The sequence below is a fragment of the Spirosoma flavum genome (assembly GCF_042686045.1).
Classification (GTDB): domain Bacteria; phylum Bacteroidota; class Bacteroidia; order Cytophagales; family Spirosomataceae; genus Spirosoma; species Spirosoma flavum.
The window spans coordinates 272791-287159 of the sequence record NZ_JBHUOM010000023.1 but is presented as its reverse complement, the minus strand read 5'-3'; the positions used below and the strand labels follow the sequence as shown (position 1 = coordinate 287159).

The window sequence follows — 14369 nt, the reverse complement described above, 5'->3', positions numbered from 1 at the left end:
CATAAAAAATCCCCGCTGAGTGGTTTCAGCGGGGATTTTTTATGGTGTTTAAAGTAATTGTCAGAGTTGTTCGTCATCAATACTATCAAGAGGGAATAAATAAAAAACCGTAAAGCAATTTCCTGACGAGCTTTTTATTCTGATTGACGCAACAAGTAAACTAGACAAATACAATGAATAATACCTTAATAAAATCAATTTTAGCAGGTCTTCTCCTGGGAGCGGCCTTGTTCGTTATGCCCTTCTTTCTTGTCCGGCTGGTTCTCTTTTTCCTACTTATCGGGGCATTGTTTCGGCTCTTCGGGGGTGGACGCTTTCGTCAAGGGTGGAGACGTGGCCGGGGTTACGGACACATGCCTGCCTTTGCCGACCGGATTCGCCAGATGAGCGACGATGAGTATACGGTATTTAAACAACGGTATCAAGGCCGTTGCAATGACGATCCTTCCAGCAAATCAACTGGAAACACCACAAACCAATAAACAACGAAACGAATGAGAAAACGCGTAAATCCTTGGGTCGTAGTTATTACGGCGGCCCTCACCTTCGGAAGCCTGATGGCTTTTGTTGGTCCTCGTTCATCGGGGCACTATCGCGGCCATTGGTCCCACAAACATGGCTATCATCAGGGCAACGGTTATAACCGGGATGAAACGTGTGATGGCAATGGACCACATAGCCGTAACCTGACGCCCAAGTCTGATTCAGCTGAATTTAGATAACTGACAGATAATGAGTAGGTATGATCCTTGGAAATGTAGTTTATATACCGTTTCCAAAGCTGATTAAAAGGTAGAATTACGTGCCAATGAGTTCATGAATACAGAAAGGTAGTCCAGTTGGATTGCCTTCCTGTTTTTTACACTAACTTCGGTTCCACCCAGAGAGCGGTAAAACAGCTGAGAATCAATAGTAGCCAGATCCAGTTTGGCAGTTGAAAAATAGTTGTTCGGGCAATTCGCTCGGTCATTGGCTGATCCTGAGAATGAGCCGATACAAATTGACTGATTACCTGCTGTTCAGCAACTGGATCGGTTGGGTTGCGTGCATTAACATAAACAGCCAGTGAATCCTGCACTGATTGCCAGCCCGCTTTCCCAAACAATGACAGACCTGCTGCCGAGCGTTCGTTAATAGGTGATTTGACCAGGGATACCGTATCCTGACCAATCATCATAAAGGGCGATATACCGCCAGAGTTGTTTACGGAAATTTCCTGTTGCAGACCGCTATATACGGGCGCATCTACCTGAATCGAATTTTTGTCTGGATGAGATAGGCGTGCCAACACGGCTGTCCAAATTCGGTTGTAAGCCACACTATCTCCACTGAGCGACAATGGAAATGTTTCGCTTAGCAAACTAACCCCGATGCGTCCACTGGTTCGCTGAACGGCTATCGGGTAGCCTGATACAGCAAACTGATTCAGATTATCTGTAAAACGGTAGGGGAGAGCATTCAGTCCAGTGGCAATCGGAACGAGTGGCTCATTTGACACTTTTCGGACCTGCCATTTGCTGCCTAATGCCAGATTGATAGTCCGGCAATCTGTTTCTGGGTTAGTGACATTGATAAATAAAACCGCTTTCCCTTCAGCAACCGCCTTTCGAATGGTGACGTTGGCCGCATTAGTGGGTTCGGTAATAATCAGGTCTGGCGTGGTTTTACTAGCTGACTTCCCAACTTTATTGATGTTGATATTGCTACGTATGTTTTTAGAAAGCGATGTGGCTACCTGCACGGTATGCCCTTGTTTACCTAACCATTCAGACAGTGTTTTGCTCTCAAAATCAGGGTTGTTGAGTAGAATTTGAACTGTAAGTGGCTCGGTTGGCCGGGTGAAAAAATGAATGGTATCGAGTGTTGTACTGCCCAGCACCAGTTCACTTTGGCTGCGTCCTCGCGCAAAGGCTGGAAACTGAAGTACAAAGGTGTTAGCACCCGCCTGCAACGCTACACTATCTAACGTACGACTACCAAATCGAAGCCGGAGAATTTGCTTCTCCGACGACTGAATCCGCCCAGTTACCCGCTGTATTTCTCCCTGCCGAACAATGCCTTTCCAGCGAATACCCTGTAGCTTGTCTGGTTGATTATACGATACCCACTGCACGGCTGAATTGCTCAGTTGCGTAAGTGTTTCAGTTGGAAAACGCTGCCCTACAATGGTTACAGAGTCATACTCATCTTTCAGGTTTCGGCTGGTAAAACTGTCCTGAATGTGCAGACTGTCTTTTATCTGACGAACAAACGCTGCTGGCACCTCTTCTCCAACCAATAGAGCGTGCGTAGAAGCTCGTTGTGTTTGCCAATGAGGGTGCAGGAAATAGCCGACTACAAGCAGCCAGAGCAGGAGGTTTAGCCCAGCCCGAAGCCCTTTTCGGCCCGTTGACAGCGACTGATTCCGACTAATAAGCCAGAGTTGACCAATTAGTAAGGTGAGCAACGCCAGGGCGATAATCCAATTAATCGGGTCGGTCCAGTTGATACTTGTTTGCATTATCGTTGGCAGGTAATCTACCGGGCTATTTAATGTGCCGCCAGAAGGCTTGTTGCAGGGCGCGGTCACTGGCATACGACGGACCAGTTCGCTCCGACGCGCCAGCTAAAGCATATAATTTTGTTTTCAGTTGCACTTTTTCAACGTTGGTAATCAATTTGCCACCGGCTAATTTTTGTAGCGAAGCCAGAATTGACCAATTCTGAAGTCCACTGTTTACCACCCCGTTAGCCAGCGCATTGCCAAGTTGCTGCATCGTTTGCCGCTGTTGAGTATTGAGTTTTGGCAGGTCCAGATAACCCAGACCCTCCGTCACTAACAGTTCGGTACGCTGTTGTGAATACACGCGTTCCTGATTGAAGGCGGCTGTTACATTTTTAAACTCACCCGTTAAGCGCGTTTCCTTTTCTTTAGTTTCCGGAGGATCGAAGCCGGTTTTCTTAACATACGACCGGGCTTTTTGTTGCGACAGTTTTAGGTATTTCAGGGCTTCAAGCTCAAAAGGCATAGCTTTCTCTGGCTCGTAGAGCCGCAAATGCAACTCCGACTGCCACATGTTTTCCAGCGCCATTTTCAACAAAGCCCGCGTAGACTGTTCATGGAATGTGTTCGTCTCGGCATTATCGTGGGAGTGAACATACTGTTCCATCAAAGCCGCCATCGGGTCTTTGCTCTCTTCTCGTTGATGTTCAGGGCCGTGATCGTGATGATGTTCTTCCTCGTGATGGGCTTCGGCATGTTCTTCTCCACTATCGTGGGCATGAACAAAACCTTTGAGTGGGTCGCCCTTATCGTCGGTCTGTTCGATATGTCCACCTCCTGCCGATGACTCGGCCTCCTCGCCTAGAAACTGGCCATAACGCAGCCGGAGGGCTTTCTGGTCAAAACCGATTTCGTTTGATTGACTTTTAAATTGGTGCGTGGTGCTTCCCTTAATGGTCATCTTTTTCCGGCCTGCCATTAGCTTTTCGGTGTCGATGATAATTTGCCGCTGGCTCCGAAAATACTCCGGCATGATATTGACCGCCATCGTTGCCAACTCGCTTTCTTCTACCTTCGTTGTGTCTTTGTAGACCAAAAAATACGTGTCTGACTTCGTGAAATTTGGTTCAGGTTGGCGGTTATCATAAGCCGCCCAGTAATAATACAGTTCGTCGCCCGGTGTGAACTTTAGTTCGTTCAGGTCGAGGGTTTTAGTCAATTTTGCATCTTTGAAATTAGCTTGACCCAAGGGTAATTTCATTTCCCTAAACTTAACATTCTCACCAGAACCACGCGCTACGGTTGCTACGAGAAAGGTTTGCGATACAGAAAAATCGTCAGAAACGCGGGCCGCGATAGTCAGCGTTTTTGGGTCTTTAAGGTAATGAAAGCGATACAATTCTTTGGAATCCGGTTCGATCTTGGGAGCCAGATCAGGATGGGCTTCGAGCCGGTAGAAGTCAGACTGATAAACAACTGAATCCTTCTTCTGGCTTGTATGCCAATACGCCTTAATAGCATACAGGCCAGAGCTTATAAGTCGGTCCTGATAGGAATACCCGTCCCCAGTTTGCCGGAAGGCAAGCTCCTTTCCTTGGCTATTTACTAATCGAACGGATAGCTGCTTGTCGTTAGTAAACTGTACCCGCCACGTTAGAGCGGCACCGACAACGCTCGATGCATTTAAATTTGCCGAGTTTATTTCTGGAAGTCGGGTGTAGGCTGGCGGTTGAATACGCAACGCTGCCGATTGGAACGTTGGCGCAACAGGCTTCCGCTCTGGCGTAAAGGCTGCCAGAAAACCTTGTTTTTTTGGACTATGTATGGTGTCATTTTGTAGTAATGGATAGCCAAAATAGACAGCAAGTGCTGCCACTAAGACCAAACCATACTGACCGGCTTTTGCCAATAGCACAACGGGAATCCGGATATTTTGTATGTGACTGTCCAGCCGGTCGAGTTGCAGTTGTTCGGCCAGATTAAGGTGAGATTTAGTCAGGAGGGGCAAACTATATTCCACATCGCCAACAGTCTGGTGAATGAGCTGAATAGCCTGTGGTTTTTTGTCCTGATAGAGTTTACTCAAAAAGGCACCAAGGCCAAATCCGGCCACGCCAAACAGAACTGCCCAGACCGAAGGACCGGTAAACGTTGCCGTAAACAGATAAATTGATATGGCCAATAACACGCACCGCAACAGGGCGTTGGCGTAAAGTTGGTACGTGACCGACGAGACAAGACGTTTCAGTTCGTTCATGCGTTTTTGGTTAAAGCAAGCCAGCGTTCAACAATTAGTAAAATGACAAGAAACAGCAGAAGTGCGTTTTGAACACCCGCGTGTTGCTCCATCGTAGGTTTAGTAGAGGTGATAAATAACGTTTTAAGGTCTTGTTGACTCAATGGCAGGTTATTTACATCCAGACCATATTGCCCCAGTAATTGTGTGCCCAGCCACTCCGGTAACTGCCCCGTTGATACCCGTTCTGACGTTTGGGGTGTTAGTGACTCATTCGTAAAAACTACGTTTGCCACCCGTGCCGGTTGCTCAAGTCCCGAAATAATATAAAGCGTTTGTGGAGATGGCTTTGTGGGCGGCTGGTCAGTTAATACCCAGGTATAGGTACGGTTTGGTACGGGCTTTTCATCAATCTTTAGGTCAAGTGAGTAAATATCCGTCAGGGCTTCAAGAGCAGCTTTTACTGTTTGCCGCTCGTGTCCATTACGGTAGTTGAGCAACGTTTGTATAGGTCCGGAATACGCGGAAGTCGACGAAAACTTTAGGGTTGGGTCCAGCACCGGAACGCTGGTTAGTTTACCTACCCGATTGACAAATAGCTTCCTGTCGTTTTTCACAACCAGATATGGGCGTGGCTGGCGTATCGAGTCGATGACGGTGTGTAAACGGAACCGGGCTGGAACAGTGATCGCCGGTACGTCTGCTACTACCGGACTGTTAACGAAGTATAAGTGAAGTTCGGTATTTTTAGAGTCCACCCTGTTAATGGCTGTTTGCAAACCTAACGAACTGAATTGAGTTGGTTGTTGGGGTAGAGAAAGTGGTTCAGTTACAGGTTCTATCTTATCAGTTGCCCAGATAACTCGTTCGTCCTTTTTTAGAGCAGCCGTTAACTCAAACTTAAAATTGTCTAAAACTGCTGTATTGGGCTGTACCAAATGCACTTTCTGGATAGCGGGTGGTTTGCTGAACCAATTCAGAATGGGTTGAGCGAGTAAAATCGCAAGCAACACCAAAAGCAGACACCGGATAATTAGTAGCGGAATATTGTCGAGTCGAAGGCCCCGACTTTGTTGCTGTTGCTTTTCGATGAGCCATTGCGTAGCCGCCCAGGGCAGCGGTTTTCCCTGCTTCTGGTGCCAGAAGTGAATGACCATCGGAATCGCGACGGCTAGCGCACCCCAAAGCAAGAACGGCTCAACAAACTGCATATTAACTGGTCAAAAACTGTTTTAAAACAAGGGCTATTGGGTCGCTCAACCGAGCGCGAATCAGTCGGACGTGTGGAATACGTAAGCTTTCTTCCAATTTCGTCAGGTAGGCCGATGCACGTTGCCGAACGGTATCACGAATGGCGTCAGCCTGTAATTCAATCTCTTTGCCCGTTTCCAAATCCTGAAATCGGTAGAAACCGTTCATTGAAAAATTGACTTCTTCATTTCCCAACAACTGAAAAATGACGATTTCCCGACGCGGCCCGGCTACGCCCTGAATTAGCTTTACCCACTCATCATCTACTTGTAGAAAATCTGATGCAATAATGAGTACCTCGGCCTGCTTACGACTAAATTCGGGTACGGATGCACTCCGATTTTCCCACGCACCCGCTGCTTGAGCGATATCGAGAATAGCCACGATTTTCTGAAACGCCTGTTTCCCCGCAGGAACCAATGCCTGAACGGCGCCATTTTGCAATGAATACAGACTCAGTTGATCGCTCTGCCGGTTGCTCAGATAAGCCAGCGAGGCCAGCAGAATCTTAGCATATTGTAGGCGACTTACACCCGCTTCGGTATAGTTCATGGAACCGGACAAGTCGATCAGTAACCTGACTTGCTGGTTACTTTCCGTGGCAGATTCCCGAACTAGATAGTGACCCGTTTTAGCGAAGAGTTTCCAGTCAATTCGCTTTGGGTCGTCACCTGGCGAATAGTGCCGGAACTGCTCGAATTCTGTCCCAATACCCGACCGCCGACTGGTTTGAATACCCAGCAACAATTCATCACTGACCAATTTACTGGCTAGTTGCAGGTTATTAAGTTTGATTAAGTCAGTTGTGAGTTGAGACATATTGGTTAGACACATAGAATGATAGCACTACTAACAAGAAGCTGACGCCATGATAGTTAGCTGTTACGATGCCGCTGTATCTGTGGAATTACTTTACAGTTTTTATTAGTTCTGCAATTACCTGATCCGTTGTAATACCTTCGGCTTCAGCCCGGAAGTTGAGCGCGATGCGATGGCGTAATATAGGGTAGGCCAACGCCTGAATATCGTCGGGAATGACCGAGAATCGCTCGTTTAGTACGGCTCGAGCTTTGGAGCACAAGACCAGTGCCTGCCCGGCACGTGGCCCAGCTCCCCACTCGCCCCACTGTTTGACAAAGGCCGACGGAGAACCATCTGGGCGCGATGCCCGTACAAGCCGATTGATATAATCAATCAGTTCGTCGCTAATGTGTACCTGTCGCGTCAGCGTCTGTAACTGAAGGATTTCTTCGTCAGAAAGTATCGTTTGTAATTCGGGTCGGGCCGTTCCTGTTGTGCTTTTTAAGACGTTTAGTTCTTCGACCTCCGACGGATAGCTGAGTTTGATGTACAGCAGAAAACGGTCTAACTGCGCTTCGGGTAGCGGATAGGTACCGGCCTGTTCGATAGGGTTTTGGGTCGCAATAATCAGAAACGGCTTGGGTAGTGCATAGTCATTGCCGCCGTACGTAACCTTATACTCCTGCATGGCTTCGAGCATAGCAGCCTGTGTTTTTGGCGGAGTCCGGTTGATTTCATCCGCCAGCACGATGTTGGCAAACAGGGGACCCCGGTTAAACACAAACACCTTATGGCCTGTCTCGTGGTCATCCTCCAGAATCTCCGTGCCAACAATGTCGCCGGGCATAAGATCGGGGGTGAACTGAATACGTTTAAAACGCATCGCTAGCGCATCAGACATTGTCTTGACCATCAGCGTTTTGGCGAGTCCAGGCACGCCTTCGAGCAGGCAATGTCCACCCGCCAAAAGCGAAATCAATACTTCGCTGATAGCCTCCTTCTGTCCGATAATAACTTTCCCGATCTCTTTCTGTAGCTGAGGCAGTTTAGCCACCAGCGTTTTGTAGTGAGTTAAGTCTGTTGAATCCAATTTTCTATAAGTCAGGTTGTATGAAGGAAGGTATTATGAAAAATGATTCATGAAAAATGAATAAAAACGACATGATGAGTTATCATCCGGTTTTCGGTCATTGTCCAATAGACACAATTCATTATACAATTTAATGCTAGGCTGTTAACGCATACGTTACAATATTCACTGCAAACTTGGTGTTATCCTCGGCCAGAAATCGCTTGTTTCGAAAGTCATAATCCCACTCGCAGCCGTAATCTTTGTTGCTGTACAGCACACCAATTCGACCATTTACTGTAATGGCTTTCAGATAGTCATGCACAAGGTCGTCCCCCCAGCCGTTTAGTTCAAACGACGTAGTTGGTGGACCTTCGTCAAATTTGAAAAAGCAGGTATAAATTGGGTGATTATTCGGGATCTTTTGTAAGGCTTTAGGGCCGAATGTGCGGGCCATTTCCTGCTCAAACGATTTGGCAAATAAACCGTCAAGGTCGTGGTTGCAGTCGTCTACAAATACGAAGCCGCCGTTCTGCACATAGCGTTTGAAATGATCCCGCTCCAGCGTCGAAAACTCGACTAATTTATGACCACTTAGGTAGCAGAATGGGCTTTTAAACAGATCAGGACTACTAAGTTGCACGACCTTTTCCTTCTGATCAACCGGCACAGTTGTGTATTCTACCAGCGAGTGCATTAGGTTTGATGGCATCCGCTGGTCCGTGTCCCAGTCGCCGGAAGTATATTGAATACGGGTGAAAAAAAAAGGTTTCAAGCGCGTTTTTCGAGTAAGAATTTATGTCAGCATGCGTATCGACAGCTACTCCTTTTCCCCGCCGATATTACTATTAGCGGTTAATATTATATTCATTTTAGTGACCGTTCAATAAATTTGTATAACCGACAGAAAATGTACGTTCTATGCTTAAAAATACATGTTTTCCCGCTATTTAACTATGTATTTAATGGTTTTTCCATGATAAAATCTTCCATCAGAAATCCGTCGCCAATGTCAATTGTTTCATTACCGACAATAGTAAAGCCCATCCGTTCGTAAAACTGAATGGCTTTGTTATACCGGTTTACATTCAGGGCCAAATCAGCATTAGTATGGTCAATAGCCAACTTAGCAACATTGTCGATCAGCAACCTGCCAACACCTTTTCCCTGGCTGGCTGGCAGTAAGTATATCTTGTGAATTTTGGTCTTGGACTGACCTTCGTAATCAAATTCGTACGATATATAGCCGAGACAGTCTTGGCTGTCAGATTCCTGAGCCAGCAGGAAAACATGATTTTTATCCTTGACCTGTGTTCTGAGTGCATCGAGACTGTACATCATTTCCAGCATGTAGCTAATCTGCGAGGGCGACAGAATTTCCTCGAATGTAGTGGGCCATGTTTGGTAGGCGATGTCGCGAATGATGGGTAAGTCGTGTTCGGTAGCTTCGGTAATGGTGATCATTGAGTGGGCTGGTAATTAATCCGCGCTACTGAGTGAAGCCAAAATCTGGTTTGGCCCAAGCCATGAGAACGCTATCGTCAAAAACTTGTTCTGCTACCCAAAAGATTAAGTGAATACCTGCATTTATGATGTTGGATTGGCTAATTTGCCCAAACCAGATTTAGACCTGGTTTTTCTACTAAACGTTGTTCCTGTAACTGCCAGCCCCACGCCAGAAGTAATAATTTGACCCCCCGAAGATAATTTTTGACGAAATCGGGATTTTGCTTTACTTCCAGCACATCTGTTTCATAAACTGTCCAGCAAAAGCCTTGTGAGCTGGGTTCATCATATGGAAACATCCACCAGTCATAGTGATTGGCGTGAAAAGACAGCCAATCACTATGAAGTGTCCAATTTTCGAATTGATCTAATTGCTCAACGCCTGCAAAATTGGAATGTGCATTTTGTTTCATAGTATTTACGCTGAGCTAAGAAAATGCGCTGATTATTAGATACTTAGTTATTTAAACCGCATCCGACAAACTCGTGAACGTAAACTCCCGAATCTTCATTGGTGGAATCAGGTAGTTACGATCCGTTTCTGTGCTGAGCACACGTTCCGGTTTACCCAGAGATTCGAGGTTGTTAAGCATGATAATCGGACTTTCGTTGAAACGGAAGTTTTTGACCGGATGCTTAATTTTACCATTTTCAATGTAAAATGTCCCGTCGCGGGTTAGGCCGGTAAGCAGAATCGTCTGCGGATCCACTTCACGAATGTACCAGAGTTTGGTAACTAATATTCCGCGCTGAGTGCTCTTAATCATGTCTTCGAGGGAGGTCGTTCCTCCTGTCATGATTAGGTTATTGGGGTAGGGAATAGCTTTTTTGCCTTGTTTCTGCGCCCAATACCGCTCATAGGCTAAGTTTTTTACAACCCCTTTTTCAATCCACATCGTTTTTTCTTGAGGCCGTCCATCTCCTGACCAGGGCGATGCGGGAAATTCGGTATTCGTGGGATCGGAGTAAATTGTAACGCGTTCGTCCACGATTTTATCACCTACCCGCGATTTGCCACCAGTTTTGCTGAAATACGACCGGCCTTCATCAGCTGAGCGGGCATCCATATTGAAATAGATGTTTTCGAGTAGAACAATAGCCGCTGTTGGTTCCAGAATAACCGTGTATTTGCCCGGCTCGATAGCCCGTGCTTCGGCAGATCCCTTCGCTTTCTGTAGAGCGATGCGGGTAGCCGCTTCCATATCCAGCTTGTTAAAATCGCTGTAGCCTCGCGCCACATAACCCGAGCCTTTGCCGTCGTTGGTACGAACCGTCAGCGAAAAGTTAACATTTGTGCTTGGGTAATAAGCAAACAAACCCTTGGAGTTCATCATGGCTGAGTAACCATAATTATCCTGCAAAAAACCAGCGGCTGTTAAATTCTGTTCGCGCGACAATTTTAGACTTTTATCCACGGCCTCAGCCCGTATATCAGGCGTGACTTTAGCCGTCGAATCAAAGAATCCATTCGACTTTAAGTATTGTTGCGGCCCCAAAACGCTCACATACTCAGGATTTTCGGGTGCTAGGTGGGCCAGCTCTTCAGCCCGACGAACTACTTTTTCAAGCGATGCATCGTCGAACTCGTCAATCGTAGCTACACCCACTTTTTTGCCAAAGGCCGACTGAACAACCAGGTTTTTATTAATTAACGACCCACTGGTTGAGACTTCATTGCGGGCATAGCGAAGATTTCCTCGCTCTTCGCCCATAAGATTGACCTCGCATTCATCGGCTTTGGAATAACTGAGAACTTTGGTAAGCAGTGCTTTCGCTTCTGCTTCAGTAAGTATGATTGCCATTTTTAATTAGATCGTTGGTCGTTCTTTTAGTCAGGCCGAACCAAATGGGGTCTCCTCTCAATCGGTCCGGCCTGACTATGTTTTATATCTTACGAGCTGTATTAATTACATTGACGCCATTAAATCGGGTCGTGCTGCTACCATGCGAAACGGCACTCGATTGGGAAGGTTGGCCCTTACCATCGAAGAAGGAACCACCAAGCCGATAGTCGCGGTCGTCGCAAACCTGTACACACGAATTCCAGAATTCCTGCGTATTCGACTGATAGGCAACATCTTTGAGCATTCCGGCAATTTGCCCATCTTTAATTTCGTAGAACAGCTGCCCGCCAAACTGGAAGTTGTAGCGTTGCTGATCAATTGAGAATGACCCGTCGCCAATGATATAAATACCCTTTTTGACATCTTTGATCATTTCCTGCACCGACAAAGGCGTTTTGCCAGCCGCCAGTGATACATTGGCCATGCGCTGAAATTGAACGGAGCTCCAGCTATCAGCGTAGCAGCAACCCTGCGACTCTTTCTCGCCAATGATGTGAACCTGATCGCGAATGGCCTGGTAGTTGACCAAAACGCCATCTTTCACCAGATCCCACTTCTTGGTTTGTACGCCTTCATCATCATAGCCAACCGCACCCAACGATCCAACTTGTGTTTTGTCAGCGATGAGATTTACTTGCTTACTACCGTAATTGAAGTTTTTCGACTGCCATTTATCAAGCGTGGCGAAGCTGGTTCCGGCAAAGTTGGCTTCATAACCCAGCACCCGGTCAAGTTCGAGCGGGTGACCAACCGACTCGTGGATGGTGAGCCAAAGGTGTGAAGGATCGAGTACAAGGTCATATTTACCCGCTTCGACCGACTTGGCAGAGTGCTTGGCGCGGGCCTGTTTAGCGGCTGCGGTCACATCCTCAAGCATATCATAGCCTTTGTTGTAGCGGGTAGTAATGCCCGTTACTTTGTCGGATGGATTGACTTGCAGATATTCGTAACCCATACCCATTGGCGAACTCAGCGTATTTCGGGTTTCAAACTTGCCCGTTTTGGGATCAATGGCTGTAACGGTAAAGTTGGGCCAGATTCGGTGAATATCCTGATCGGCATAGGTGCCGTCGGTCGAAGCAAAGTATTTCTGTTCATTAACCATGAACATGACCGAGTTAACGTAGTTCGCGCCATTTTGAAGGGCCGCACTGTTCACCGACAAAAGTAGATCGACCTTTTCTTTGATAGGGACTTCAAAGGCGTTGCGTTTAATTGGCGCTTTCCAGCTTACTTCACCGTAGCCTTTTTGCGGAGCCAGTTGTACGGGCTCTTTCATCAAGCGGGCATTTGCTTTCGCAATGGCCACTGCTTTTTCGGCAGCTTTGACCATATCTGCCTCACTCTTTGCATCAACTACCGCAGAAAATCCCCAGCATCCATCAGCAATTACCCGGACGCCCACACCATACGACTCAGTGTTGACAATGTTTTGCACTTTGTCTTCTCGGGTAATAACAAACTGGTTTAAGTAACGGCCAATTCGGACATCGGTGTAGGATGCGCCTTTGCTTTTGGCCGCGTTCATGGCGGCATCGGCTAAGCGCTTCTTCATCGCTACGTCAAGGCCGGTTTCTAAAAGAGCTTCGGGGCTAACGGAACGGGAAAAAGCAGGAAGATTGGGCAACAGGATGCCAGCGCTTCCCATGCCTAAAAGTTGGTTAAAATCTCGACGATTCATTGTTGGGATTGGTTGTAAGTAGGGGCAAAAGTGGATAGAAACGCGGATTGAAGGAATTAGAAAGACTATACAAAATCCGTCCCATCCGTGTTTCCAGCCTGATTATACAGCGTCCGATAAACTCGTAAACGTGAAATCCCGAATTTTCATCGGTGGTATCAGATTACCGCCCGCCCGAACTGGTTTGCCTAAGGCTTCGAGGTTGTTGAGCATAATAACCGGGCTTTCGTTGAAACGGAAGTTCTTAACCGGGAACTTGATCTGGCCGTTTTCGATGTAGAACGTACCATCACGAGTCAGGCCGGTATACAATTGCGTTTGTGGGTCAACGGCGCGGATATACCAGAAACGAGTTACCAGGATGCCTTTATCGGTACTCTTGATAAGGTCTGCCAGAGATTGTGTACCGCCCAGCATGATAAAGCCACCCGGAGCGGGAATCGGTTTAACGCCCTTCTTTTCAGCCCAGAAGCGTGAATAGTACATGTTCTTAACGACGCCGTTTTCGATCCACGTTCTTTTCTCCTGTGGTAGTCCATCGCCACCACCGCCCCCACCGAAACGGCCCCCACCTCCGCCACCACCACCTCCTCCGCCAAATGGTGATAGAGGTAATTCGGCATTCATAGGATCGGAGATAAACGTAACACGCTCATCAAAGAGTTTTTCGCCAAGACGGGTGCCTCCTCCTTTCTTACTTAGAAAGCTACGCCCTTCGTCGGCTGAGCGGCCATCCATACTGCGCATCATGTTTTGCAGTAGTTCAACCGAAGCCGTAGGCTCAAGAATAACAGTATATTTTCCTGGTTCTAAGGCTCTTGCGCTCGCCGAGGCCAACGCTTTTCCCATAGCTACCTCGGTAGAAGCTTTTGTATTAAGTTTGCTAACGTCGTTAACGTCGGGGTTCGCATAGCCTGAACCTAAGCCATCTGCCGTACGGACAGTAATCGAAAAATCGACGGTAGTTGCTCGATTGTAGCCGAATAACCCCTTACTATTACCGATGGCGGTAAAGCCAGTCGTATCTTCCATGTAACCCGCTGCCGTTAAATTTTTCTGACGGCAGGGGTCAAGGCTATCGAAAGCAGCTTGCGCCCGAAACTCCGGATCAATCTTGGCCGTATTTTCCGAGTAGGTATTCGTCTCTAAATAGGTTTGAGGCCCCAACATGGGCATATACTCGGGATTTTCAGGCGCTAACCGGGCGATTTCTTCGGCTCGCCGAACGGTTTTTTCGAGCGAGGCATCGTCGAACTCGTTGATCGTTGCGGTGCCCGAACGTTTGCCAAAAACAGCCGTTACGCCCAGAGAGAGATTATCTGATTCACCACTGGTTGAAACTGAGTTGCGGGCGTACCGAATGTTACCCGTACGACCCCCTGTAATGCTAATGCTGGTCTCGTCGGCTTTCGCATAGCCGAGCACTTTATCAATGATTTTTTTTGCTTGTTCTTTGGTTAAGATCGCCATTTGTATTGAGGTTTGGTTGTATTGGCTGG

13 protein-coding genes are annotated in these 14369 nt (G+C 47.2%); 2 read left to right on the top strand and 11 right to left on the bottom strand.

Features of this window, described 5'->3' with window-relative positions:
• Window positions 1-173 precede the first annotated feature (173 nt).
• A complete protein-coding gene (locus ACFS25_RS21885; protein ID WP_381505252.1) occupies window positions 174-482 on the top strand; it encodes a hypothetical protein in 309 nt (102 codons plus the stop codon).
• A 12-nt stretch (window positions 483-494) separates the two neighbouring features.
• On the top strand, window positions 495-722 hold the full coding sequence (locus ACFS25_RS21880; RefSeq protein WP_381505250.1) for a hypothetical protein: 228 nt from the start codon (window positions 495-497) through the stop codon (window positions 720-722).
• A gap of 137 nt (window positions 723-859) precedes the next feature.
• Here ACFS25_RS21880 and ACFS25_RS21875 read toward each other — a convergent pair whose 3' ends face one another.
• From ACFS25_RS21875 to ACFS25_RS21825, 11 genes are all read right to left on the bottom strand, one after another.
• Window positions 860-2500, bottom strand: a complete 1641-nt coding sequence (locus tag ACFS25_RS21875) for a hypothetical protein (protein ID WP_381505248.1) — start codon at window positions 2498-2500, stop codon at window positions 860-862.
• 25 nt (window positions 2501-2525) lie between these two features.
• Window positions 2526-4739: a hypothetical protein gene (locus ACFS25_RS21870; RefSeq protein WP_381505246.1), complete on the bottom strand. Its 2214-nt coding sequence runs from the start codon at window positions 4737-4739 to the stop codon at window positions 2526-2528.
• A complete protein-coding gene (locus ACFS25_RS21865; protein WP_381505244.1) occupies window positions 4736-5929 on the bottom strand; it encodes a BatA domain-containing protein in 1194 nt (397 codons plus the stop codon). Before ACFS25_RS21865 ends, ACFS25_RS21870 begins: the two co-directional genes overlap by 4 nt.
• Before the next feature lies 1 nt (window position 5930).
• Entirely contained in the window at window positions 5931-6788 is an 858-nt protein-coding gene (locus tag ACFS25_RS21860) for a DUF58 domain-containing protein (RefSeq protein ID WP_381505242.1), read from the bottom strand.
• Window positions 6789-6876: 88 nt separating this feature from the next.
• On the bottom strand, window positions 6877-7860 hold the full coding sequence (locus tag ACFS25_RS21855) for an AAA family ATPase (protein WP_381505240.1): 984 nt from the start codon (window positions 7858-7860) through the stop codon (window positions 6877-6879).
• A 136-nt stretch (window positions 7861-7996) separates the two neighbouring features.
• Entirely contained in the window at window positions 7997-8614 is a 618-nt protein-coding gene (locus tag ACFS25_RS21850; RefSeq protein ID WP_381505238.1) for a DUF4159 domain-containing protein, read from the bottom strand.
• Between the two features lie 179 nt (window positions 8615-8793).
• Entirely contained in the window at window positions 8794-9303 is a 510-nt protein-coding gene (locus ACFS25_RS21845) for a GNAT family N-acetyltransferase (RefSeq protein ID WP_381505236.1), read from the bottom strand.
• A 140-nt stretch (window positions 9304-9443) separates the two neighbouring features.
• Window positions 9444-9758 carry a hypothetical protein gene (locus ACFS25_RS21840; protein WP_381505234.1) on the bottom strand — a complete coding sequence of 105 codons (315 nt, stop codon included), beginning with the start codon at window positions 9756-9758 and terminating at the stop codon, window positions 9444-9446.
• 51 nt (window positions 9759-9809) lie between these two features.
• The gene (locus ACFS25_RS21835) at window positions 9810-11147 is read right to left on the bottom strand and encodes a TldD/PmbA family protein (RefSeq protein ID WP_381505232.1); all 1338 of its coding nucleotides are present in this window, start codon (window positions 11145-11147) and stop codon (window positions 9810-9812) included.
• 82 nt (window positions 11148-11229) lie between these two features.
• A complete protein-coding gene (locus tag ACFS25_RS21830; RefSeq protein ID WP_381505231.1) occupies window positions 11230-12870 on the bottom strand; it encodes a TldD/PmbA family protein in 1641 nt (546 codons plus the stop codon).
• 102 nt (window positions 12871-12972) lie between these two features.
• Complete coding sequence (locus tag ACFS25_RS21825) at window positions 12973-14340, bottom strand: TldD/PmbA family protein (RefSeq protein ID WP_381505229.1); 1368 nt, start codon at window positions 14338-14340, stop codon at window positions 12973-12975.
• Window positions 14341-14369 lie beyond the last annotated feature (29 nt).